This is a genomic window from Methylobacterium fujisawaense (genome assembly GCF_039619325.1).
In the GTDB taxonomy this organism is placed as follows: Bacteria; Pseudomonadota; Alphaproteobacteria; order Rhizobiales; family Beijerinckiaceae; genus Methylobacterium; species Methylobacterium fujisawaense.
Map to the genome: position 1 here is coordinate 4120477 of NZ_CP155000.1, position 20973 is coordinate 4141449.

Here is a 20973-nt window from a genome sequence, read left to right on the forward strand (position 1 = left end):
CATTTTGCTCGCGCGCCAAGAATAATTTGCCGCAGGCCCGGCGCCCGCTCGGCCGGATGGGGTCGAAGTGTTTTCCTAATGCAACCTGAGATCGCTGGATGGAAGGAAAAGAATCATGGAATAAAACAGGAACAAGGACGGCGGGTTCTGGCGCAATGCGAGATCATGATCCCGATGTGATCTGGGCGTATTCCCTCCCGGAGCTTCGCTTGAGCCGAGCCTTCGTGGCCCTGGAACGCCGGGGCATCAAAGCCGGATTCAGACCGGATCGGCGACGGGGCCGCGATGGTCGGTGGTGCGGAGAGGCCGGGTCGCTCACCGTCGTTCGCAAGGACCGAACGGGTGATCCTCGGATCGACGCGAAGACCGATGAGATCCTCGATGTCCTGAAGGACGTCGTCGCGAGCACCGAGCCGGGAGAGGGGTTCCTCTACGGATTCCAGATCCACGCCAGCCTGGCGGCCCGCCTGCGCGCGCTGGATCTCCCCGGGATCGGCAGGCACGGTGTCGAGCAGAGCTTCGTCGCCGGCGACATCGTCCGCCACGGCCTGTCCGGCAGCAGACGCACGGATGTTCTCCTCCGGGATGACCGGACAAGCGCAGCGCCGATCCGGGCGATCTGGGACATCAAGACCGGCGAAACGGGTCTGTCGCCGCGCCGCATCCGTGCCCTGCGGGCCGGCGCAGGTGTCGGCGACAGCGTCCCGGTCATCGAGATCCACCTGCTCCGCGGCATCTCCGTCAAGAGCCGCATCTCTGTCGCCGTCACACGCGGAGTCGTGCTCGCATGAGTATGGAAGCGTACGCCCTGTGTCCGAGACCACTCGCCGGCGTATCGGATTGGCAGGCCGGCCTGGACGCGCTCGGTTTCGATCTGCAGCTTCGTGGAACGACGATTCCGCCGGCCTCGTCGGGGCATCTGCCGGCCGTGCGGCGCGGCCGGGCCTCGGGCTTCGAGTGCTCGATCGTGCCGTTCTCGGAATTGAAGGAAACCTATCCGGAGACCGACTTCGCCGGCTCCTGGCCATGCGTGTACGCGTTCTGGTTCGGCACCATCGCGGAATCCATCGGCGCCCTGATGGCGATCACGGCCTGCGTGACATCGGTCGGGGGGCTCGCCTTCTTTCCCGAGGACGGTCGCTTGCTGACCGCCGATCAGGCCATCCGGTACACGCGCAAGACGGTGCCCGCGGCTGAGGAACTGGAACGGCAACTCGGCCCCGGACCGGAATGATCCGTCCTCCTCCTCGGCGCCGAGCCTGAGCCGGCCGAGGAGTCCCGGCGAACCAACCACGCCCGCCGGACCTATGTCAGACCTGCGCCTCGAGGTTCGTCTCGATCAAGACCGTCTCGGTCTCGAATTCGGCCGCGTGCCACGCCCCGGCCGGGAAGTGGAACACGCTGCCGGCCGAGAACGGCTTGCGACCCTGCTCGGTCTCCAGGACCCCGGAGCCCGCGAGCACCTGCACGAACTGCTCGTGGTCGTGACTGTGGGCCGGCGCCGAGATGCCCGCCGGCACCACCACGCGCACGAGGCTGGCACCCGCACCCGGGATCGCTCGCTTGGCGACGCCATTCCCGGCGACGCTCTCCGTGCGATCATCCCAGGCGGTCAAATGGTCGCTCATCGGCGCATCTCCTCGGCGACAGGTGGCCGCTTCGATCCGCGGGGTCAACGTCCGCCCGGGCCCTGTCCCTGCGTCAACCGGTCCCGCCGGACGGGCGACCGCGCCGGCCCTTGCCCGCCGCCGGATCGGCGGGCGCCGGATCGGGACGTGCCGGGGTGCCGTCCGAGGACTGGGGCGTCGCGCCCCCGGAGGCAGGCCAGAAGGTCTCGAACAGCTCCTGCATCGCCCGGATGTTGTTGCCCTGAACCTCAGCCCCGGTGCGCATCATCTGCTGGAACACATCCGAGCCGGCTTCGCCTGCGGTCCCCTGCGACGGCTTCGCGGTCGGCTTGGCGGCCGGCTTCGGCGGCGGCGCCGGCGGCTGGACCGCGGGCATCATCGCCTTGGCCATCTCGGCCCAGGCCGGCCCGAACGGGAACGGAACGGGCGGCGGCGGGCTCGACCGCGCCTGCGCGGGCTCGGCCTGCGGCTGGTTCAGCATGACATGGACGATGCTCGCCACCACGGCCCCCGCCATCATCGGCAGCATCTGGCGCAGCACCTGCGCGCCGACGCCGCTCGTGGCCGAGGCCTGCCGCAGCACGGCCTGCATCAGCTGCGCCGAGCCGAACATCTGGCTGAGCGCCTCGAAGCCCTGCGGCGGCGCGGGCTTGGCGGCTTCCAGTCCGAACATCCGGGCGAAGCCGGTCGGGTCCACGCCGACGCTGCGCTGGAGCCCCAGGGTCAGGGCCGGCATCAGCGCCTCGAAGGCGCGGGCCGTCTGCTCAGTCGTCAGGCCGAATTGCTGGGCCATGGCCTGAAGCCCGGCCTCGCCCTGGGCCTGGAACATCTCGAGCGGGTTGAACATGACGCCTCGATCCTGCCCCGGCCGGGACAGGCCGAGACAGGGTATGGTGACCCGTCACGCGGGGAAATACCAGTTCTTCCCCGCGGAACTTGCGCCTTCTCCGCCGTCTCAGTGCAACGGCTCGGGATGGGCATGGCCCGGCGGCAGCGGCGCCGGCCTCTCCAGCACCGCCGCCGCAGCCTCGGGCTCACGCCCGCGCCGGCCGCTCCCTTCCAGGCGGTCCACCGTGCGGCGGGCCAGCAGGATGCCGAGGGCGCCGAAGACCAGGGATCCCACGCCCATCCCGGCGACCACGCCGCGGGGGCCGTAGAGCGCCGCCCCGAGCATCGCCGGGGGGACAGTGCCGAGGGTCGCGCGCCCCCAGTTCAGCAGCGTCGAGCGCAGGGGGAAGCCGAGATTGTTGAAGGCGGCGTTGCCGAGGAACAGCAGCCCGTTGAAGAACCAGATCGCGCCGCCGACGAGGCAGAAGAAGCCGAAGAGCTCGGCCGCGACCCCGTGCAGGCCGAACAGGGTGGCGAGCCATCCCCGGGTCAGCGCCAGGACGAGCCAGACCACGGCGACATAGACCAGCGTCACCCGGACCGCCGCGCGCAGCACGCCGCGCATCCGGTCGAACAGGCCCGCGCCCCAGTTCTGCGCCAGGATCGGGCCGATCGCCCCCGACAGGGCGAACAGGCCGCCGAAGGCCACCGGCGTCAGGCGGTCGATCACCGACGCGGCGGCGACCGCATCCGCCCCGTAGCCGGCGAACAGCCGTGCCAGGAACGCGCTCGCCACCGAGGGGGCGAGATTCGTGAGCACGGCCGGTCCCGCGACGCCGGCCAGGGCGGCGGCGTCGGCCGGCAGGTCGGACAGGTGCGGCCGGCGGAGGAGGCCGTGCCGGGCGACGCCGCGGACGCCCACCGCCACGAAGGTCGCGCGCGCGACGCAGACGGTGATCGCCGCGCCCGTGACGCCGAGGCCGGCCCCGAAGATCAGCAGCGGATCGAGCAGTGCGGTGACCACCGCTCCGGCCAGGGTGACCGACATCGCCTGCCTGGCTTCGCCCACCGCGCGCAGCAGGCCTGTGAACAGCATGCCGGCGGCGAGCAGCAGGTTCGAGGGAAGGGTGATGTGGAGGAACAGGATCGCCACCCGCAGCGCCTCGCCCTTCGCGCCGATCAGGGCCAGGAGCGGGTCGGCGAGCAGCGCGATCAGCACCGCGATGAGGGCGGCCACGAGGCTGCCGAGGACCAGCGCGGAGGTTGCGAGGCGCCGCGCCGCCGCGCGGTCGCGCGCGCCGACGGCCTTCCCGACCAGGGCCCCGGCGGCGATCATCAGGCCGATATTCACCGCCGTGGCGAAGAACTGCACGATGCCGGCGAAGCCGACCGCCGCGGTGAGGTTCGGGTCGCCGAGCGTCGACACGTAGAGCAGCGACAAGAGGTCGACGACGAAGATCGCCATCAGCCCCACCGATCCGGTGGCGGCCATCACCACCACGTGCCGGAGGATCGAGCCGGTGACGAAGCGGCCCGCCTCCGCCGGGGGCGGCCCGTCGGACATGTCAGACATCCGGCCGGTCACGCATCCCGGGCGCTGCCTTCCGCTTCCAGCTCCGCCTCCGGATCGGCCTCCCCCTCGGCGGCGTCCGTCTCCTGCGGCGCCAGTGCGGGCTTCTCCAGCAGCCGCTCGGCCGCCTCGCGCCGGTCGCTGCCCACGAGGTCGCGGGTCTCGGTGCTGAGCGCCCGCGCCGGCCGGACCGGAATGGTCAGCGGCTCGGGCTTCAGACCCGCCGCGGCGCCGCGCATCCAGCCGGCGCCGTCCGGCAGGGCCCCGGCCTGCTGCAGGACGAGGCGGGCGATGTCGCGCTTGCGCACGTCGTCGGCCCGGGCCGAGGCGGCCTCCGGCGACAGGCCGAGCCCTTCGAGCGCCGACCGTCCGAAGGCGAGGGCGGATTCGGCGGTCTCGCGGATCTGGTAGTCGACGTCCCGGTTCATCAGCTCCACCGCGTGCAGGCGGTCGTAGGCGCGCACGAAGGTGCGCACGCTGGAGAACTCCTCGTGGACGATGTCGACGATCTTGAGGGCGCCCTCCCGGTCGTCGACGCAGATGCAGACCAGCTCGACCCGGCCGATCCCGGCGGCGCGGAGCACGTCGAGCCGGGTGCCGTCGCCGTAATAGATGCGGAAGCCGAAGCGCGAGGCCGCGCGGAGCTGCTCCACGTCCTTGTCGATCACCGTGACGGGGATGCCCTCGGCCATCAGCACCTGCGTCAGCACCTGCCCGAAGCGGCCGAAGCCGATCACCAGCACCCTGGCGTCGCCGCTCTCGGTCAGCTCGGTGGAGGGTGCCTCCAGCGCGCGGGTGCTGCGCGCGGTGCGCCGCTCGATCAGCTTGTCGAGCCCCTTGGCGGCGATCGGCCCGATCAGCATGGTCAGCGCGGCGAGCGCCACGGCGAAGCGCGTCGCCGTGACGCCGGTGAGGCCGAGATCCTGGGCCTGGGGCAGCAGCACGAAGGCGAACTCGCCCGCGGGCGCCAGCACCGCCGCCCCCCGCAGGGCCCCCAGCGTGTCCGAGCCGAACAGCCGGAACAGGCCGGCCACGATGGCGACCTTGACCAGGATCGCCGCCAGGGTGGCGCCGAACAGGGCGGGCCAGACCTCCCGCACGAGGTTGCCGTCGATCGACATGCCGACGCTCATGAAGAACAGGCCGAGCAGCATGCCGCGGAACGGCTCGATATCGGCCTCCAGCTGGTGGCGGAAGTTCGACTCGGCCAGCAGGATGCCGGCGAGGAACGCGCCCATCGCCATCGACAGGCCGACCTGCTCCATGAGGAGCGCGGTGCCGAGCACCACCAGGAGCGCGGCGGCGGTCATCACCTCGCGGGCGCCGCTCGCGGCGAGCAGCCGGAAGAAGGGGTTCAGGCCGTAGCGGCCGACCAGCACCACCGCCAGGATCGCCGCGAGCGCCTTGCCGGTGGAGAGGGCCGCCTCCCCGAGCCAGGAGACGTCGGTCGCCTCCCCCGCCGAGGCCAGCAGGGGCATCAGCGCCAGGATGCCGACCACCGAGAGGTCCTGGAACAGCAGGACCGCGAAGGCGCGGCCGCCATAGGCGCTGGAGAGATCGCCCCGCTCCTCCAGGAGCTGCAGGGCCACCGCGGTGGCCGAGAGCGCCAGGGCGAGGCCGATCACCGCGGCGGCGCCCAAGCTGAGGCCCGCCAGGATTCCGGCGCCGCCGAGCACCAGCGCGCAGAGGACGAGCTGCGCGGTGCCGAGGCCGAAGATGTCGCGCCGCATCGAGACGAGCTGCGACAGGTGCAGTTCCAGGCCGACGATGAAGAGCAGCAGCACCACGCCGATCTCGGCGACGCTCGCCGCCGTCTCGGGCTCGGCGATCAGCGACAGGCCCGAGGGCCCGATCAGCACCCCGGCCACGAGATAGCCCAGCACGGCGCTCTGGCCGATCAGCCGGAAGATCGGCACGCCGATCACCGCCGCCGTGAGGAAGGTCAGGACCGGCGGCAGGAAGCTCGCATGTTCGACGGGGCTCGCCATGGTGATCGTCCCGGCGGTTCTGCTGGATCGGCGCGGGTGGAGCCCCCCGCTTAGCGTGCGCGGGGCCGGGATGCGAGCCGTCCGCGGGTGCCGTTCGGCACCGACGGGTCCGCGCCGGGCGCGGCGCGGGCCGGGATCAGCCCAGGAGTCGCGTGCGGGCCCGGTGCGAGCCGTCGATGAACTCGAAGCCGCCGGCGGCGCTCAGCATGTGCAGGCGCGTGCCCGGCCAGGCCGCCCCGGGCCGCAGGCGCGTCTCGACCCGCTGCGCGTAGGCCTCCTCGTCGAGGCGCAGGATCCGGGCGAGGCCGAGCGCCGCGCCGTAGCCCTCGCGGCAATCCTGGACCGGCCGGATCAGGCCGCCGTCGCGCGCCACGATCGGGCCCGCGGCCCGGGCCGAGCCGATGTCGATCAACACCGGGTTGTGCCGGTGCGGGGTCCAGGGCCCGCGGAAATGCGGCGCGTGCCAGAGATGCAGGGTGTCGGAATAGCTGCCCCCGCCGGCCCGGACCGTGGCGAACATCCACCAGCGGCCGCCATGCTGCAGCAGGGTCGCATCCCCGGCCACGACCCCGTCGAGGAGCACCGCCTCGTGGACCCATCCGCGCGGGAAGTCGGTGGCCCGGTAGAGGTCGATCGTGCCGGAGGCGTGGGATTCCGGGATCATCCAGACCTGTCCGTCCGCCTCGAACACGAACGGGTAGGAGAGATGGGTCTCGAGTTCGAGCACCGGCTCCGGACGGCCGCGGGGTCCGGTCTCCCCGAAGCCCACCGCGGCGATCACGCCCTTGCCGCGGCGATAGTCGAACTCCTCCACGAACAGGGTCACGGCGCCGTCCCGGGCGATCGCGAAGGGGTCGGCGTAGAAGCGCCGGCCGTCGTCGGGAAGGACCTGCCAGCCGCCCTCGGGATGCCGGCGCAGATCGATCAGGTCGGGGCCGACGATCCGGCGCCAGCCCACCCGCCAATGCGGGCCGTGGAAGCAGAGGGCGTAGAGCCTGCGGGCGATCTGCCGGGCGAGCCCCCCGGCGGCCCGCCGCCGGGCGCCCAGGCCGCCGAGGTCGTAGGCGGTCGCGGGCTGCAGGGGCGCCCCGGCGCCGTCGGGAAGCTCCGTCGAGGCGGCGCCGTCGAGGGCGGCGAGGATCAGCGTGATGGTCCGCGCGAGGTAGCCCTCGAAGGCCGCGAGCATCACCGTATGCGATTCCGCGCCCAGGCGCCCCAAGGCCACCGGCTTGCCGTCCGCTCCACGCAGGGCCGCCACCGGGGCACCATGGGCGAACAGGGCCGCGAGCAGGCCGGCTTCGCCCGGCAACCCGTCATAGTCGAGCCGCCACGCCGGTGCCGATCCCGGTTCCGCAGGCGCGCTCGAGAGATCGAGGACGAGATCCTGGGCGCCGCTGCTGCGGAGCTCCTCGCCCGCGGAGCTCGCCTCGTAGGACGCGAGCGCCACCGGCTCGGCCGCCGTGGCCAGGCCCGGCCGGGGCAGGCCGTGGATGGTGGCCTCCAGCCGGAACAGGAGTTCCGCGTTCGGCGGCAGCCCCCCCGCGTGGTCGACCCATGCGACGCGGATCCGGTGGTCGGGCCGCTGCCCGAGCTGGTCGAGAAGGCGGATATGCCAGCCGCGCAGCGCCCGGCGGTCCAGTCGAACGGTGACGGTCCGGCTGCGGGGGAGCGTCCGCGAGGGCGAAGGCTCGGCCCGGGCGGGAGCCCGGCCGCCGGCCGCCGATGGCCGGTCCATGCCTCCGGTCGCCCGCTCCATCAGCCGGTCGGCCTCATGCCCCGCGTGCCGGCTTTCGTATCGACGTTCACGGCAGCCAGACCCGGTATGCGCCCGGCGGTGACCGCCGATACGGTCGTCGCGCAGGCTCGAATTCTGTTACGCCGCGCCACGATCAAGCACGGCCGGATCGATGTCTACCGGTTCAATCTTAACAGCGGAGACGATTTCTGGGCGGTGAACCGAAAAAATCGAAATTCAGGGCGTCGAATAGGCGGGTGTTGGCAGACGGTGATACAATGCCGTGAAGCCGCGGCGGTTCGCGCCAGAGTCCGCCTTTGAGGGAACCGCGCTTTCAGCTGGACCGTTCGCTTGGCAATGACATGGTGCGGAGACAGGACATGACGCGCAAGACGCTGACGATGCCCCTCGCGGCGATGCTCCTCGCCGCCACTCCGGGGATGGCCTTTGCCTGGGGCGGCGGTGGCGGTGGTGGCGGCGACAGCGGCAGCGGCCTCTCGCCCTACGCGGCGCTGAGCGGCAACGATCGTTCGGCCGGGGTCAACAACGGCAATTACCGCGACCCAGCCCTCGACCCTTACATCCGGACTTACGATCCGGAGGCCGCGGCCCGCTACGCCGCCCCGCCGGCGGCGCAGCCGCGGTTGCGCGTGCGGCCGTATTACGGCCACCCCTACTGAGAAACCTCGCCGGCTGAATGACTTGGCTGAGGCCGCCGGGCGCGGCGGCCTCGTTCAGGAGCGGCCGGCGCCGCTCGCGCTCCGGACGCGCTTCAGCGTCCATGGGCCGCCCGAGAGCTTGCAGCCGGTGCCGCGGACGAAGCGGCTGCGGGCCGGTCCGATCACCGAGGCCAGGAAGTTACGGCAGATCAGGTCGTCCGAGACATAGGGCAGGCCGGTCGGGTTGACCGACCCGTGAAGCCCGGTCTCCGGATTGTCCCATTTCACGGGCCGCCCGTTGCCCTGCGGATCCAGGGCGACGCCCAGGGCGGCACGCGCCCGGCGCCAATCCTCCTCGGCGAGGTCGTCCCCGAAGCTCACAGGCCGCTTCTCGATGCTGCCGGTGACGGTGGGCTCCTCGACCACGCGCGGCGCCGCCGGGGGATCGCCCCGGAAGATCAGCAGAGGCTGGCTGCAGCCGCACAGGGCCATCGCCACCGACACGACCGACACGGACGCGCAGATGCGCGTCCGCCGGCTTGGCCCTTTACACGCGCATCGCCGCATTACACCTGACTCACGACGGGCTTTCCGCTCGACCGAACATGCCGATGTCGGTGCCCCCTCAGGCCCTTGACGCGGCAGGCAGGAGTCTTGGCGTGGATCAGTTAAGGACCGATGACCCGAAGAGCGCGGACTTCACACTGAGCGACGACCCCTTCGGGCTGTTCGCTTCCTGGATGAAGGACGCGGAGGCGGCCGAACCCGAGGACCCGAACGCGATGGCGCTCGCCACCGCCGGGTCGGACGGGCTGCCGGACGTGCGGATGGTGCTGCTGAAGGGTTTCGACGCCCGCGGCTTCGTCTTCTACACCAACACGCAATCCACCAAGGGGGAGGAGTTGGCCCAGAACCCGCAAGCCGCCCTGGTGCTGCACTGGAAGAGCCTGCGTCGGCAGGTGCGGGCCCGGGGCCCGATCACGCCGGTGACGGCCGAGGAGGCGGATGCCTATTTCCAGAGCCGCCGCCGCGAGAGTCGGCTCGGCGCCATCGCCAGCCAGCAATCACGCCCGCTCGCCGATCGCGCCACGCTGATGAGCGCCGTGGCGGACCTCTCCGAGCGCTACGGCGAAGGGCCGATCCCCCGGCCGGAGCACTGGACCGGCTTCCGCATCGTGCCGGTCACCCTCGAGTTCTGGCAGAACGGCGATTTCCGCCTGCACGACCGGGTCCGCTTCACCCGGACCGGCGACGGCTGGAGCCGCGCGCGGCTCTATCCCTGACCGCCCGCCGGAACGAAGAGAGCCCCGGCAGGGCCGGGGCTCTCGAGAGTGCGGAGCAGTGCGACGAGGCTCAGGCCTCCTCGCCGTCCTTCTTCTCGTCCTCGGCGGCCTCGGCCTCGGCTTCGGCTTCGGCCTTCTCCTCGGCGGCCTCGGCCGACTGCGCCTCGGCGATGGCGGCCTCCTCGGCCTCCACCTCGGCGCCCAGCACGGTCGGCGGCACGATGTTGGCAACCGGATCGGTCGCCTCACCGGTGTAGGTGCCGGCCGGGATCTTGATGTCGGAGACGTGGATCACGTCGCCGATCGCGCGGCCGGTCAGGTCGACCTCGATCGCATCCGGGATCTGATCCGGGGCGACGTCGAGGGCGAGCGTGTGGGCCACGATGTTGAGGGTGCCGCCGAGCTTCTTGATGCCGGGGGCCGCGTCCTCGTTGACGAAGTGCACCGGCACCTCGACGGTGACGGTCTGGCCCGAGACGACGCGCAGGAAGTCGACGTGCAGCGGCACGCCGGAGACCGGGTCGAGCTGGAAGTCGCGCGGGATCGCGCGGATCTTCTTGCCGCCAGCGTTGATCTCGAACAGCGTCGTCTTGAAGCCGCCCGCGTAGATCAGGGTGCGGGTGCGGATGAGATCGACCGCGATGGATTGCGGCGGCTGGCCACCGCCGTAGATGACGGCGGGAATCTGGCCCTGGCGACGAACGGCCCGGGCGGCCCCCTTGCCGACCCGGTCGCGTGCCACGGCCTCAAGCGTCTTGACTGCGCTCATGGCGTGATCCTTACGAATTGCTGGAGCCGGAACGCGAAAAGGCCGCCCTGTGCGGACGGCCAAGCCCTTCCCGACGCGCCCCTGCCTCCAAGGGTGTCTCGGGGGCGCGGGCTGCGCATACACGGATGGGGGTGGGTTGGCAATGCGGCCGGGCCGCCGAACCCTGGCGGCCCGGCCGTCCGGCATCCATCACAGGCCGGCCAACGCCCGCCGCGCCCGGCGCTTCTGCAGCCACAGGGTCAGGCCGAGCGCGGTCCCGATCACCAGGGCCGAGACGGCGGTGGTCATCGTGCCCAGCGCATAGATCTCCGGCGTCGTCACCGTGGTGGTCAGGCCCTGCAATTCCAGCGGCAGGGTGTTGCGGCCGCCGATCGCCTGGCTGGTGCGGGCGAGTTCGTCGAACGACAGGGTGAAGCCGAACAGCGCGACGCCGACGAGCGCGGGCGCGAGGATCGGGACCACCACGTGGCGCAGCGTCTGCGGGCCGCTGGCGCCGAGGTCTCGGGCGGCCTCCTCGTAGGCCGGGTCGAACCGGTTGAAGACCGCGAACATGATCAGCAGGCCGAAGGGCAGCGTCCAGGTCAGGTGCGCCCCCAGCGCCGAGCTGTAGAGGCCCATGAGCGTGCCGTGATCCTCCAGGAACCCCCAGCCGGTGGCGGCGGCAAGCGCCTTGATCGCATCGTCGAGGAGCCGGAACTCCAGCCCGATGCCCAGCGAGACCACGATCGAGGGCACGATCAGGCTCGACACCGCCAGGGCGAAGACGAGGCCGGCCCCCCGAAACCCCTTTCGGAAGGCGAGGCCGGCATAGAAGGCGATCGTCACGGTGAGCGCCATCACCACGAGACCGAGCGCCAGGGAGCGCCGAAGAGCCGCCCAGATGTCGACCACGCCGACGCCCTCCCACAGCTTGGCGAACCAGTGGGTCGACACGCCGTTCATCGGGAAGGTCAGCCCGCCGGAGGGCCCCTGGAAGCTTAGGGCCAGGATGGTCAGCGTCGGCCCGTAGAGGAACAGGACGTAGAGGGCGAAGACGCCGGCCAGGAGATAGAAGGCGAGGCCGCGGGGCCGGTCCATCGCTACAGCTCCCGCCGGAGGTCGATCATCCGGGTGAGTCCCAGGATCATCAGCAGCACGGCAGCCAAGAGCACCATGGCGTTGGCCGCGGCCGCCGGGAATTGCAGGTAGGCCATCTGCACCTGGATCACCTTGCCGACGCTGGCGATCTGCTGGCCGCCCATGACGCCGACGGTGACGAAGTCGCCCATCACCAGGGTCGTCACGAAGATCGTCCCGATAGCGATGCCGGGCTTGGCCAGCGGCAGGATCACGGTCCAGAGGATCTGCGCGCCGGACGCGCCGCCGTCGCGCGCCGCCTCGATCAGGCGCCGGTCGATTCGCGCGAGACTGTTGAAGATCGGCACGATCATGAACACCGTGTCGAGGTGCACGAAGGCCAGGACCACCGCGAAGTCGGAGTAGAGCAGGCCCTCGATCGGCGCGCGGATCAGCCCGAGGGCACGGAGCGTGTCGTTGACGAGGCCGTTGCGGCCGAGCAGCGGGATCCACGAGATCATGCGGATCACGTTCGAGGTCCAGAACGGCATCGTGCAGAGCAGGAACAGCCCCATCCGCACCGTGCCGGAGCGGATGTGGAAGGCCAGGAAGTAGGCGATGGCGAAGCCCAGCGGCAGGGTGATCGCCAGCGTCAGCGCGACGAACTTCACCGTCGAGAGATAGGTGCGCAGCGTGGTGCAGAGGTCGGCGGACAGGCAGCCGTCGAAGACGTCGGCGTAGTTCTGCAGGGTCAGCGCCGGGATGATCTCGTACTCGTTGTACTCCCACAGCGAGACGATCCCGGTGAGCACCAGCGGCACCACCAGGAAGACGAGGAAGACGAGGGCCAGCGGCGCGGCCTGGAGATAGGCGAGGGTGCGGCGGCGCGGGCGGCCCGCAACGGTGGGGGCTGCGGTCCGCGCGGCGGTCTCGGCGGCGGGCAGGGCGGCGGGCAGGGCGAGATCGGTCATCGGATTCGCCCCACGCGCGCCGCCGCTTCCCTTCCCCTCTGCGGGCTCCGATGTTCACACATCGGCTCCCGCGAGGCGCACCGCGCCCCCTCTCCCGTGCGGGAGAGGGGGCGCGCGTTCCATCCGGCAGCCGCGTGGCCGCGCAGGACGGGCGTCTCCGAGGGCCCGCGGAGGAAGGACGGGGAGGGGGCGCCCACCGCCCTCACGCCGCGATGAACTCGTTCCACTTGCGCACCATGTAGGTGTTCTCGTCCATCACGGCGTTCCAGCAGGCGACCGCGCCCATCCGCGTGTCGAAGGAGCCGCCGTCGCGGGTGGCGCCGGCCTTCTCGATCAAGGTGCCGTCGGGACCGAGGATGTCCTTCTCGGCGGGCTTGCCCTCCATCCAGAAGGCCCATTCGTAGGGCTGCATGTTCGCCTGTGCGGTCTCCAGCACCGCCGAGTAGTAGCCCTGCCGGTTCAGGTAGGCCCCGGCCCAGCCGGAGAGGAACCAGTTGATGAAATCGTAGGCGGCATCGAGCTTCTTGCCGCTCAGGGTCTTGGGGATGCCGAAGCCCGAGGCCCAGGCCCGGTAGCCCTCCTTCAACGGCTGGTAGGTGCAGGGCACGCCCTGCGCGCGCACCTTGGTGACGGCGGGCGACCACATCGACTGGATCACCGTCTCGCCCGAGGCCATCAGGTTCACGGATTCGTTGAAGTCCTGCCAGAAGGCGCGGAACTGGCCGGCGCGCTTGGCCTCGATCAGCACCTTGATGGTGCGGTCGATCTCAGGGCGCGTCATGTTGCCCTTGTCGCCGTAGGTGTAGTCGCCGGTCGCCTCCACCACCATGGCGGCGTCCATGATGCCGATGGACGGGATGTTGAGGATCGAGGCCTTGCCCTTGAAGGCCGGGTTGAGGAGCTCCTTCCAGCTCGTCACCGGGATCTTGATCAGGTCCGGCCGGATGCCCAGCGTGTCGGCGTTATAGACGGTGGGGATCAGCGAGATCCACTCGGTCTGTTCGCCGGCAAATTTTTTCGAATCCTGGCCCTCCAGATAGAAGACCTTCCGGGGGGCCGTGCCCTGGTCGCCGATCTTCCGGCCCCCCACCTCGCTCTTGGTGAAGATCGACGAGATCTTGTCGGCCAGTTTGATCCGTTTGGCGTCCATGCCCTGGAGGTTGCCGGAGGGCAGGATCTTCTTGAGGCTGAAATACTCGGTGTCGACCAGGTCGAAGGAATTCGGCTGGGTGACGACGCGCTTGGTCACCTCGTCGGTCACCACCGGTATGTACTCGATGGTGAGGCCCAGATCCTCCTTCACCTTCCTGGCGATGTCGGCGGACTGGTTCACCGCGGTGCCGAGGTAGCGCAGGGTCACCGGCTCGGCGGCGTGCACCGCCGGGAAGCCGGTGACCGGTGCGACGGCCAAGGCGGCGGCGCCCTTCAGGAGCGTGCGGCGGCTCGGGGAAAGGTCCATCGTCGTCTCCGTACGGTTACGCGTCGAGGCGGTGGGCGGCGGCCGCGTCCCAGCCGACCGGAATCGTGTCGCCCGGGCGCAGCGGGCGGGCCGCGAAATCCGCGTCGCTGAGGATCGCCGTGAGGGCGGCGGGGCTCTCAGGCGCGCGCTCCAGCCCCTCGGCGTCGAGGCCGACATGGACGCTGGTGCCCTGGTACTCGACCGCCACCACCCGGGCCGGCCGTGCGGCGGGGCCGGCCTCGGCGCCGAGGCGCATCCGGTCCGCCCGCACGGCGATGAGCCCGTCGGGCAGGCGGATCACGTTGTGGCCGCCGATGAACCGGGCCACGAAGGCTGTCGCCGGCCGCTCGAACACGGTGCGCGGGTCGGCGGCCTGCTCGATCCGCCCGGCATTCATCACCACCACGAGGTCGGAGAGCGCCATCGCCTCCTCCTGGCTGTGGGTGACGTGGATGAAGGTGAGGCCCAGCTCGGTCTGGATCCGCTTCAGCTCGACCCGCATCCGCACCCGCAGGAACGGGTCGAGCGCCGAGAGCGGCTCGTCGAGCAGCAGCACCTTCGGGCCGGTGACGAGGGCGCGGGCGAGCGCGACGCGCTGCTGCTGGCCGCCGGAGAGCTGGGCCGGCAGGCGCCCGGCGAGGTGGCCCATCTGCACGAGGTCGAGCATCGCCATGGCCTTGGCCCGGCGCTCCGCCTTGCCGATTCCGCGCATCCGCAGGCTGAAGGCGACGTTGTCCCGCGCATCGAGATGCGGGAACAGGGCGTAGCTCTGGAACATCATGGCGGTGCCGCGCTCGGACGGCGCCGCGTCGCCCACCGCCTTCGGGCCGATCACCACGTCGCCCGCGCTGGCGCGCTCGTGGCCGCCGATCATCCGGAGCGTCGTGGTCTTGCCGCAGCCGGAGGGGCCGAGCAGGCAGCAATAGGCCCCGGACGGCACCTTCAGGTCGATGGCATCGACCGCGGTCGCCGCGCCGTAGCGCTTGGTCAGGCCGATCAGCTCGACATTCATGTGAGGCTCGCCTGCTTCCGGCGATGTGCAAGATACAAGAGTGGCACGATCACTCTTGAAGGCCGCGACACGCCCCCTCTCCCGTGCGGGAGAGGGTAGGGGTGAGGGACGAGAACGTTCAGGACGGGGCACACCCTTGCCGTGCGCGCCCTATCCGGAAGCCGCACGCCCCTCACCCTGTCCCTCGCCCGCACGGGAGAGGGGACCCGCGCTCGATCCGGTCGACGCCGCGTCCGCAACATCGATTCCCCCTGTGTCGCCCGCCATCCGACACCGGAGAGCAAGCGGCGGGCCAAGGCTATGCCTCCCGCCGCTCGGCCGGATCGACCGTCCGGTCGAGCACCCGCCCGCACCCCGGCTCGGACAGGACCCGGCCGTCCTCGGCGATCACCGCACCGCCCGCGATGGTCATCACCGGCCAGCCGGTGACCTCGAACCCCTCCCAGGGCGTGTAGTCGGAGCCGTGACGCAGGTTCGCCTGGCGGATGGTCTCGCGCCGCTTCGGGTCCCAGAGGGTCAGGTCGGCGTCGAAGCCCGGGGCGATCGAGCCCTTGCGCGGGTAGAGCCCGTAGAGCTTCGCGTGGTTCGTGGCGGTGAGCGCGGCGAACTGGTTGAGGCTGATGCGCCCCTTCGAGACCCCTTCCGAGAAGAACACCGGCAGCCGCGTCTCGATGCCGGGGATGCCGTTCGGGATCCAGCGGAAGGAGGTCTTACCCCGCGGGTTCAGCTTGCCCTGCGGGTCGTCGTAGCGGAACGGGCAATGGTCGGACGAGACCACGTCGAAGATCCCGCGCCGGATCCCCGACCACACCGCCTCCTGGCTCTCGACGTCCCGCGTCGGCGGCGAGCAGACGTATTTCGACCCCGCCATCGGGTCGTCCTGGCCGAGCCCCTTCATGTCTTCGGCCGTCAGGGTCAGGTATTGCGGGCAGGTCTCGGCCCGGATCTTCAGGCCCCGTCCCTGAGCCCAGGCGATCTGCTCGGTGGCCTCGCGGCCCGAGACGTGGACGATCACGATCGGCAGGTCGATCAGCTCGGCATGACTGATCGCCCGGTGGGCCGCCTCCCGCTCGACGATCTCGGGGCGCGACAGGGCGTGGCCATAGGGCCTGGTCTCGCCCGCCCGCTCCAGACGCTCGCTGAGGTAGCGGATCGCGTCGTAGCCCTCCGCGTGGACCATGACCCGGGCGCCCTGCCGCCGCGCGACGTGGAACACGTCGAGGAGCTGGCGGTCGTTCAGCACGAGGTCGTCGTAGGTCATGAAGACCTTGAACGAGGTGTAGCCGTCGGCGACCAAGGCCGGCAGCTCCTGGCCGAGCACCGCCTCGGTCGGGTCCGAGATGATCATGTGGATCGCCACGTCGACGTGGCACTGGCCCTCGGCCCTGGCCCGGTAGGCGTCGACCGCGCCGCGCAGGGAGGCGCCCCGGGGCTGGAGCGCGAAGGGCATCACGCAGGTGTTGCCGCCGGCCGCCGCCGCTCGGGTGGCGCTGGCGAAGTCGTCGGCCATGACGATGCCGGGGCCCGAATCCTGGGCGATGTGGACATGGCTGTCGATGCCGCCGGGCAGGACCAGCAGGCCGGAGGCGTCGATCACCCGGGCGGCGTCGGCGATGCCCTCGGCCACAGCCACGATCCGGCCGCCGCGCACGCCGACATCCGCCCGCACCGTGTCGCTCGCCGTGACCACGGTCCCGCCGCGGATCGCCAGGTCGAATTCGGGCATGATGCGCTCTCCTCCGCGCCCGCGGGCGCCTGTCGGGACGGGCGGATGCATCGTCCGCGCCGATTCGGACGATGCGAGGAGGGCACAGCCATCCGGCGGGGTCCAGAGCGTGGTCAGGGGGATCCCAAAGGGCTCACCCCTTTGGCAGGGGTTCGGGGGCGGTGCCCCTGAGGCCCCAGGGCTCCGCCCTGGACCCGCGAAAGGTCACGGACCTTTCGAAACCAAGATTTGGGTTCGGAGATTCGAGGGCGCGGCGTCGTGGAACTGACGCCAGACCCGCCGCATGTGGCGGGCCGAGCCGAAGCCCGCGCGGTCGGCGACCTGCTCCAGGGCAAGGTCGGTCTGGGCGATCAGGTCCCGGGCCAGCGCGATCCGGGCGCGGTTGACCGCATCGGTCACCGTCATCCCGGCATGGACCCGGAACAGCCGGGCGAGGTTGCGCGGGCTCGCCCCGGCGAGGCGGCCGAGGATCTCGGGGGACCAGGCGCGGGCGGGTTCGGCGGTGATCGCGTCCTGGGCGCGGTGCACCACCGGGTGCAGGTGGCTGCGGCCTTCGAGCCAGGGTGAGAGCTGCGGGTCGTCGGGGCCGCGCCGCATGTAGACCACCAGGGTCCGGGCCGCCGCCAGCGCCGCGGCCGGGCCGGCCCATTCGGCGACGAGATGGAGCATCAGGTCCACGCCCGCGGTCACGCCGGCGCTGCTGAACCGGTCCCGGTCCTGCACGAACAGCCTGTTCTCCAGCACCCGCGCCTGCGGCGCCAGGGCTGCGAGCCGGGCGCAGCTCGCGTGATGGGTGGTGCAGGCATAGCCGTCGAACAGGCCGGCCCGGGCCGCCAGCAGCGTACCGTCGCAGACCGTCACCAGGGTGTGGCCCGGCCGGACCGCGCCGCGCAGCCAGTCGACGATCCGCGCTTCGGCGGCGCCCTCGTCCGGATCGGCCTCGCCGCCGAGCACCCGGGCCGACGCGCCCGGCACGAGCACCACGGTGCCCGGCGCGATCGCCTCCGGCAGCGGCTCGGTGCCGCCGAGATCCAGACCGATCGAGCAGCGGGTGCGCGCCCGCGGCGCCACGTAGCGCACCGAGAACGCGACCCGCTCCTGAGCCGCCCCGGCGATGCGCAGGACCTCGACCGGTCCCGCGAGGTCGAGCAGCAGGGTGCGCGGCGGCAAGACCACGAGGACCGGGATGCGCCGCGCCGTCCCGCTCATGCCGCGACCGGCAAGTCCCGACCGGCGAGCGCCTGCTCCACCGTAGCGATGCGGGCGAAGCGGTCCACCAGCACCAGCTCGGTGCGGGCCTTGATGTCGTCCGCCGTGAACCGGCGTCCGGACGGATGGGTCATCGCGAAGGTCAGCGTCGCCTCGGTGACGTAATCCACCTGCCAGCCGCTGTCGGAGGCGTGGCGGGTGGTGGTCTCGCAGCATTGCTCGGTGCGGATGCCGGACACGATCAGGCGCCGTATGCCGTGCTGCGTCAGCCAGCCGGGCAGGCCGCTATCGACCAGGGCACTGTGCCGACGCTTGTGGAAGATCGCCGCCGGCGCGATCACGATCGGCTCCAGGGTCCGGACATGGCCGGAGGCGGCGGCGAAGGGGCCGCTCTCGGCGAGGTGGAAGATCTGCAGGATCGGAATCCGGCGCGCCGCGGCACCGTCGATGAGCGTCTGCAGGCGCTCGGTGAAGGGCGCGACATCGGCGTGGTTCCAGAAGGGCCTGTGCCGGAAGGATTCCTGGACATCGATGACCAGCAGCGCAACATCGGACATTTCGTGTCTCCCGCTCGGTGAAGCGAGCCGCAGGATTCCTCGGCTTGACCCTGGGCGAAAGAAACCGCGCTGCCAGCCAGCGGACATATCCGGCCAATCTCCGGCGAGCAGGAGCACCGCATGACGGACCATCCCAGGACGATCTTCGTGCTGACCGGGGCGGGCGTCTCGGCCGAGAGCGGGCTCGGCACGTTCCGGGACCGCGGCGGGATCTGGGCGCGGTTCGACCCGATGCGGCTCGCCACCCCGGAGGCCTACGCGGCCGACCCCGACACGGTGCTCGACTTCTACGACCATCGCCGCCGCGGCGCGGTCGCGGCCGAGCCGAACGCCGCGCATGTCGCTCTGGCGCAGGCCGAGGCGCGGCTCGCCGCGCGGGGCGGGCGGCTGTTCCTGTGCACGCAGAACGTCGACGACCTGCACGAGCGGGCCGGCTCGCAGGCGGTCACCCACATGCACGGCGAATTGCTCAAGGCGCGCTGCTGCGCCTGCGGTGCGGTCACGCCGTGGCGCGCCGACCTGAGCCGGGCCGATCGCTGCCCCGCCTGCGGCGCGTCGGGCCGGATGCGGCCGGACGTGGTCTGGTTCGGCGAGATGCCGATGCACCTCGACGCGATCGAGGCTGCGCTGGCCGGGGCGGACCTGTTCGTGGCCGTGGGTACGTCGGGGGCGGTCTACCCGGCGGCGGGCTACGTCCGGCAGGCCCGGGCGCTCGGCATCCCGACCTGCGAGGTCAATCTGGAGCCGTCCGACAACGCCGACGCCTTCGACGAGGCCCGGTACGGGCCGGCGAGCGCCGCGCTGCCGCGCTATCTGGCCGAACTCGGCCTCTAGGCGGGCGCGGGGGCGGCGGCGCGGGTCCATGAGGGTCCGTGAGGGTTCGTGAGGGTCCATGCGGGGACTCGGGACGAGCGACGGCCGGGTCCGACCGCGCGGCATTCGCGACCCGGCATGCCAAGCTGTTGTGCAAACAGGATTTTTCGATCCGTGATCGCCCGGCTCCGCCCAGGATCAAAATCTTAAATGACGCGAATCACATCGGCGCGAGCTGTCAAGAACTGGTCTGGCAGTTGCCCACGGGTTACAACAGTCAAGCTCGGGATCGGCGTCGCGGCCTACCCGGGCGTTCGTTGAAGCCACAAGGGGAAGCAACTACCCATGCAGCACTTCACCGTAACCGACCGCGAGCGTGACACCGTCCTGGCGGCGCTGCGCTATTACCAGTTCTACCGGATGCAGGGTCATCCGTTCGATCCCCGCCAGGATCATCTGATCGACACCATCGCCGGCCGGGCCGGCGAGGCGCTGGACCTCGCCGAGATCGACGATCTCTGCGCCGGCCTGAACGGCAACCGGCACGCCCTCGCCGCCGCGGCGGCGGCCTAAGCACCTTCCGGGGCGACCGAGGCCGTCCTCGACGACCCCGCGGCCGGCCCAGGGATGGGGCCGGAGGACGGGCCACCTCCGAGATGAGCGGGCTACCGCCGCCGGAGTGAGTCCTCCTCACCGGGGCCGGGCTTCGCGCCCGCACGACACCCTGCCGACGCGCATCCGGGCCTGCCCGCAGCGCGTCGGTCCGACGGGCGGGGCCGCGCGGCGGCCCCCCCGAAAGGCCGGTTTCGCGTCCCGTCGAAACGTGGCCTAACGGATGCGCGACGGCCGCAGGGCCGCGCCTTCCGGGAGCGCCGAGGCCGATGATGCGGACGGGGTCGGGATGGATCCGCCGCGGCGCGCTGCGGGGCGCCGGCCTCCTGCTCCTCGGGCTGGCGCCCGCCAAGGCCGCCCCCGAGAGCGTCGCCACCGCGCTGGTCGTCTCGGTGGACGTGTCGCAATCCGTCGACGAATCCCGCTTCCGGCTCCAGATGGAGGGCATCGCGGAGGCCTTGGAAGATCCGTCGGTGATCGGCGCGATCACCGGCAATCCGGGCGGGATCCTGTTCGCGATGGTGACCTGGGCGGACCGGGCGAACCTCGCGGTCGGCTGGCGGCGGATCGCCAACCGCGTCGATGCTGCGGCGACCGCCGCCCTCGTCCGGGCCACGCCCCGGCAGGCCGGCGAGTTCACCTGCCTCGGCCAGATGTTCCGCACGGTGACCGACGCCGTGCTCCCGACGCTCCCGATCCCGGCCGAGCGCGTGGTGGTCGACGTCTCCGGCGACGGGATCGACAACTGCACCGACGCCGACAGCCTCGCGGAGGCGCATGCGGCGCTGCTCGCCACCGGAGCGACGGTCAACGGCCTGCCGATCCTGGTGCCCGGCGAGAACGACGTGGTCGGGGCCGGGGCCTATCGGGCGCCGGGCTACGGCCTGCTCCCGACCCCGCTGCCGCAGGAACGCACGAGCCTGGAGCAATGGTACCGCGCCCACGTCATCGGCGGCCCGGGGGCGTTCCTGCTGGCGGCCGCCGGCTACGGCGATTTCTCGCGGGCGTTGCGGCGGAAGTTCGTGATCGAGATCAGCGCGCTGGGCCGGTGAGGCGGCAAGCCCAGCCAGGGCTCACGTCGAACCCTTCCCCTCATCC

General features: G+C 71.4%; 21 protein-coding genes. 7 read left to right on the plus strand and 14 right to left on the minus strand.

The annotated features are described in order from the left end of the window. Positions 1–98 precede the first annotated feature (98 nt). Complete coding sequence (locus ABC766_RS19590) at positions 99–791, plus strand: hypothetical protein (RefSeq protein WP_342142187.1); 693 nt, start codon at positions 99–101, stop codon at positions 789–791. Then, on the plus strand, positions 788–1234 hold the full coding sequence (locus tag ABC766_RS19595) for a hypothetical protein (protein ID WP_342142186.1): 447 nt from the start codon (positions 788–790) through the stop codon (positions 1232–1234). Before ABC766_RS19590 ends, ABC766_RS19595 begins: the two co-directional genes overlap by 4 nt. A gap of 76 nt (positions 1235–1310) precedes the next feature. On the opposite strand, the gene ABC766_RS19600 is transcribed toward ABC766_RS19595, so the two are convergent. The 5 genes from ABC766_RS19600 to ABC766_RS19620 all read right to left on the minus strand — a co-directional run bounded on the left by ABC766_RS19600 (position 1311) and on the right by ABC766_RS19620 (position 7770). Beyond that, positions 1311–1628, minus strand: a complete 318-nt coding sequence (locus ABC766_RS19600) for a cupin domain-containing protein (protein ID WP_342142185.1) — start codon at positions 1626–1628, stop codon at positions 1311–1313. A 73-nt stretch (positions 1629–1701) separates the two neighbouring features. Beyond that, positions 1702–2475 carry a DUF937 domain-containing protein gene (locus ABC766_RS19605; protein WP_043356569.1) on the minus strand — a complete coding sequence of 258 codons (774 nt, stop codon included), beginning with the start codon at positions 2473–2475 and terminating at the stop codon, positions 1702–1704. Between the two features lie 108 nt (positions 2476–2583). After that, on the minus strand, positions 2584–4020 hold the full coding sequence (locus ABC766_RS19610; protein WP_345819287.1) for an MATE family efflux transporter: 1437 nt from the start codon (positions 4018–4020) through the stop codon (positions 2584–2586). A gap of 17 nt (positions 4021–4037) precedes the next feature. Beyond that, a complete protein-coding gene (locus ABC766_RS19615; protein ID WP_043356576.1) occupies positions 4038–6014 on the minus strand; it encodes a monovalent cation:proton antiporter-2 (CPA2) family protein in 1977 nt (658 codons plus the stop codon). 136 nt (positions 6015–6150) lie between these two features. Then, complete coding sequence (locus tag ABC766_RS19620; RefSeq protein WP_345819288.1) at positions 6151–7770, minus strand: glucosamine inositolphosphorylceramide transferase family protein; 1620 nt, start codon at positions 7768–7770, stop codon at positions 6151–6153. A gap of 359 nt (positions 7771–8129) precedes the next feature. Here ABC766_RS19620 and ABC766_RS19625 point away from each other — a divergent pair, with 359 nt between their 5' ends. Then, a complete protein-coding gene (locus ABC766_RS19625; RefSeq protein WP_345819289.1) occupies positions 8130–8429 on the plus strand; it encodes a hypothetical protein in 300 nt (99 codons plus the stop codon). A gap of 54 nt (positions 8430–8483) precedes the next feature. Here ABC766_RS19625 and ABC766_RS19630 read toward each other — a convergent pair whose 3' ends face one another. Next, complete coding sequence (locus ABC766_RS19630) at positions 8484–8921, minus strand: RT0821/Lpp0805 family surface protein (protein ID WP_374701347.1); 438 nt, start codon at positions 8919–8921, stop codon at positions 8484–8486. A 146-nt stretch (positions 8922–9067) separates the two neighbouring features. Here ABC766_RS19630 and pdxH point away from each other — a divergent pair, with 146 nt between their 5' ends. Then, the gene (gene pdxH / locus ABC766_RS19635; protein WP_345819291.1) at positions 9068–9691 is read left to right on the plus strand and encodes a pyridoxamine 5'-phosphate oxidase; all 624 of its coding nucleotides are present in this window, start codon (positions 9068–9070) and stop codon (positions 9689–9691) included. A gap of 70 nt (positions 9692–9761) precedes the next feature. Here the strand turns inward: pdxH and ABC766_RS19640 are convergent, their stop codons facing one another. The 8 genes from ABC766_RS19640 to ABC766_RS19675 all read right to left on the minus strand — a co-directional run bounded on the left by ABC766_RS19640 (position 9762) and on the right by ABC766_RS19675 (position 18450). Then, the gene (locus ABC766_RS19640) at positions 9762–10460 is read right to left on the minus strand and encodes a 50S ribosomal protein L25/general stress protein Ctc (protein ID WP_287090920.1); all 699 of its coding nucleotides are present in this window, start codon (positions 10458–10460) and stop codon (positions 9762–9764) included. Between the two features lie 189 nt (positions 10461–10649). Next, entirely contained in the window at positions 10650–11537 is an 888-nt protein-coding gene (locus tag ABC766_RS19645) for an ABC transporter permease (RefSeq protein WP_342142180.1), read from the minus strand. 2 nt (positions 11538–11539) lie between these two features. Beyond that, on the minus strand, positions 11540–12487 hold the full coding sequence (locus tag ABC766_RS19650; protein ID WP_345819292.1) for an ABC transporter permease: 948 nt from the start codon (positions 12485–12487) through the stop codon (positions 11540–11542). Positions 12488–12689: 202 nt separating this feature from the next. Further along, the gene (locus ABC766_RS19655) at positions 12690–13946 is read right to left on the minus strand and encodes an ABC transporter substrate-binding protein (protein ID WP_345819293.1); all 1257 of its coding nucleotides are present in this window, start codon (positions 13944–13946) and stop codon (positions 12690–12692) included. Between the two features lie 16 nt (positions 13947–13962). Then, positions 13963–14958 (minus strand): ABC transporter ATP-binding protein, encoded by a 996-nt coding sequence (locus ABC766_RS19660; RefSeq protein ID WP_075380878.1) that lies wholly within the window; start codon positions 14956–14958, stop codon positions 13963–13965. Between the two features lie 298 nt (positions 14959–15256). Beyond that, positions 15257–16684, minus strand: coding sequence for a dihydropyrimidinase (gene hydA, locus ABC766_RS19665; RefSeq protein WP_345819294.1), 1428 nt, complete (start codon positions 16682–16684; stop codon positions 15257–15259). Between the two features lie 204 nt (positions 16685–16888). Continuing rightward, positions 16889–17893, minus strand: coding sequence for a GlxA family transcriptional regulator (locus tag ABC766_RS19670; protein WP_043352210.1), 1005 nt, complete (start codon positions 17891–17893; stop codon positions 16889–16891). Further along, positions 17890–18450, minus strand: coding sequence for an isochorismatase family protein (locus tag ABC766_RS19675; RefSeq protein WP_345819295.1), 561 nt, complete (start codon positions 18448–18450; stop codon positions 17890–17892). The genes ABC766_RS19670 and ABC766_RS19675 overlap by 4 nt, the downstream gene beginning before the upstream one ends. Before the next feature lie 120 nt (positions 18451–18570). Between ABC766_RS19675 and ABC766_RS19680 the strand changes: the two genes are divergently transcribed. The 3 genes from ABC766_RS19680 to ABC766_RS19690 all read left to right on the plus strand — a co-directional run bounded on the left by ABC766_RS19680 (position 18571) and on the right by ABC766_RS19690 (position 20927). Beyond that, positions 18571–19284: an NAD-dependent deacylase gene (locus ABC766_RS19680; protein WP_345819296.1), complete on the plus strand. Its 714-nt coding sequence runs from the start codon at positions 18571–18573 to the stop codon at positions 19282–19284. Positions 19285–19608: 324 nt separating this feature from the next. Further along, positions 19609–19836, plus strand: coding sequence for a hypothetical protein (locus ABC766_RS19685; RefSeq protein WP_043352204.1), 228 nt, complete (start codon positions 19609–19611; stop codon positions 19834–19836). 311 nt (positions 19837–20147) lie between these two features. Continuing rightward, positions 20148–20927, plus strand: a complete 780-nt coding sequence (locus tag ABC766_RS19690) for a DUF1194 domain-containing protein (protein ID WP_043385316.1) — start codon at positions 20148–20150, stop codon at positions 20925–20927. Positions 20928–20973: the final 46 nt, after the last annotated feature.

What these genes read in the sequence shown, in the direction of transcription:
- ABC766_RS19680 (WP_345819296.1), top strand. Translation starts at nt 18,571, where the DNA reads ATGACGGACCATCCCAGGACGATCTTCGTGCTGACCGGGGCGGGCGTC.
- ABC766_RS19600 (WP_342142185.1), bottom strand. Translation starts at nt 1,628, where the DNA reads ATGAGCGACCATTTGACCGCCTGGGATGATCGCACGGAGAGCGTCGCC.
- ABC766_RS19615 (WP_043356576.1), bottom strand. Translation starts at nt 6,014, where the DNA reads ATGGCGAGCCCCGTCGAACATGCGAGCTTCCTGCCGCCGGTCCTGACC.
- ABC766_RS19620 (WP_345819288.1), bottom strand. Translation starts at nt 7,770, where the DNA reads ATGGAGCGGGCGACCGGAGGCATGGACCGGCCATCGGCGGCCGGCGGC.
- ABC766_RS19675 (WP_345819295.1), bottom strand. Translation starts at nt 18,450, where the DNA reads ATGTCCGATGTTGCGCTGCTGGTCATCGATGTCCAGGAATCCTTCCGG.
- ABC766_RS19690 (WP_043385316.1), top strand. Translation starts at nt 20,148, where the DNA reads ATGCGGACGGGGTCGGGATGGATCCGCCGCGGCGCGCTGCGGGGCGCC.
- ABC766_RS19605 (WP_043356569.1), bottom strand. Translation starts at nt 2,475, where the DNA reads ATGTTCAACCCGCTCGAGATGTTCCAGGCCCAGGGCGAGGCCGGGCTT.
- ABC766_RS19595 (WP_342142186.1), top strand. Translation starts at nt 788, where the DNA reads ATGAGTATGGAAGCGTACGCCCTGTGTCCGAGACCACTCGCCGGCGTA.
- ABC766_RS19645 (WP_342142180.1), bottom strand. Translation starts at nt 11,537, where the DNA reads ATGGACCGGCCCCGCGGCCTCGCCTTCTATCTCCTGGCCGGCGTCTTC.
- ABC766_RS19660 (WP_075380878.1), bottom strand. Translation starts at nt 14,958, where the DNA reads ATGAATGTCGAGCTGATCGGCCTGACCAAGCGCTACGGCGCGGCGACC.
- ABC766_RS19655 (WP_345819293.1), bottom strand. Translation starts at nt 13,946, where the DNA reads ATGGACCTTTCCCCGAGCCGCCGCACGCTCCTGAAGGGCGCCGCCGCC.
- hydA (WP_345819294.1), bottom strand. Translation starts at nt 16,684, where the DNA reads ATGCCCGAATTCGACCTGGCGATCCGCGGCGGGACCGTGGTCACGGCG.
- ABC766_RS19610 (WP_345819287.1), bottom strand. Translation starts at nt 4,020, where the DNA reads ATGTCCGACGGGCCGCCCCCGGCGGAGGCGGGCCGCTTCGTCACCGGC.
- ABC766_RS19670 (WP_043352210.1), bottom strand. Translation starts at nt 17,893, where the DNA reads ATGAGCGGGACGGCGCGGCGCATCCCGGTCCTCGTGGTCTTGCCGCCG.
- ABC766_RS19640 (WP_287090920.1), bottom strand. Translation starts at nt 10,460, where the DNA reads ATGAGCGCAGTCAAGACGCTTGAGGCCGTGGCACGCGACCGGGTCGGC.
- ABC766_RS19625 (WP_345819289.1), top strand. Translation starts at nt 8,130, where the DNA reads ATGACGCGCAAGACGCTGACGATGCCCCTCGCGGCGATGCTCCTCGCC.
- ABC766_RS19590 (WP_342142187.1), top strand. Translation starts at nt 99, where the DNA reads ATGGAAGGAAAAGAATCATGGAATAAAACAGGAACAAGGACGGCGGGT.
- ABC766_RS19650 (WP_345819292.1), bottom strand. Translation starts at nt 12,487, where the DNA reads ATGACCGATCTCGCCCTGCCCGCCGCCCTGCCCGCCGCCGAGACCGCC.
- ABC766_RS19685 (WP_043352204.1), top strand. Translation starts at nt 19,609, where the DNA reads ATGCAGCACTTCACCGTAACCGACCGCGAGCGTGACACCGTCCTGGCG.